We start from the raw sequence: 925 nt of genomic DNA, 5'->3' as shown, positions 1-925 counted from the left end.
TGAAAAACTTCGAAATCAGCTTTTTTAGTGGACATTCAATCTAAATATAGTCGCCGTAAATCGTTAATATCGGCGACGGAGAGACCTAACACTTGTCGCAAGTAGCCGAGGCCGTCTCCGTACAAATCATCGAAGACCCGAAAGACCATCTTCATATTGTCGGCTTCAACGGCCATGGCGACGTTAAATTGGCTCGCCAGATCGCCCTTGTTGGCCTTGGTAATAATCGTCGCGGTATCCATACTATCCGCGGCCATAAAGACGGCGTTCGTCAGGAGATAGTCTTGCATGATCGTCTCGCGGGGGACGTCTAAAGCCGTCATGATGAGGGCGCCAGCCACCCCAGTCCGGTCTTTACCAGCAGCACAGTGAAAGAGCACGGATTGGTCCGGCTGGTCATTAGCCAGTAGCGTGGCGAACAAGTTTTGCCAGACTTTCACCGCGTGTGAATCTGTGACCATCTGCGCATAAGTTTGCGCGTTAAATGAGTCATCGATGACCATCCGCTTGATCAGGCGTTTCAGTCGGCGGTCAAAACGGCGATTGTCTGTAAACGGGTAGACGGAAGTATTGATGTATTTCGTCTTACGAGGATACCGGTCTGGCGACATTTCGGCCTCGTTAGCTTGCCGCAGATCGATATCGTAACGCAGCCCGTAGTCGTCCAAATAAGCCAGATCATGGTCAGTCAGCAACGACATCCCCCCACAGCGGAGGAGCTTCTGCCACTTGATCGTTTGGCCAGCGGTCGTCTCATACCCGCCTAGTTCGCGAAAATTGATGCCGTGTTCTAATCGCAAGACCCGATTGTGTTCCATATTGATTACCTCGATTAGTATTTTAACGTATTGCGCTTGTTATTATTCTGCGTTAATGATGATTGAAAAATATTGAGTTGGATTCCTGTTCGTCAGCCGATGCGCGC

At 49.9% G+C, this 925-nt stretch carries 1 protein-coding gene; it reads right to left on the bottom strand.

Translation table 11 applies throughout. The annotated features are described in order from the left end of the window. Window positions 1-35: 35 nt before the first annotated feature. Complete coding sequence (locus tag KGF65_RS16685; RefSeq protein WP_050339909.1) at window positions 36-818, bottom strand: tyrosine-protein phosphatase; 783 nt, start codon at window positions 816-818, stop codon at window positions 36-38. Window positions 819-925 lie beyond the last annotated feature (107 nt).

Origin of the sequence: Lactiplantibacillus sp. 30.2.29 (genome assembly GCF_018991255.1) — a bacterium.
GTDB classification, from domain to species: Bacteria; Bacillota; Bacilli; order Lactobacillales; family Lactobacillaceae; genus Lactiplantibacillus; species Lactiplantibacillus pentosus.
This window is presented reverse-complemented; position numbering and strand designations above follow the sequence as displayed.

Coding starts and splice junctions, on each gene's coding strand:
- KGF65_RS16685 (WP_050339909.1), bottom strand. CDS start 818: ATGGAACACAATCGGGTCTTGCGATTAGAACACGGCATCAATTTTCGC.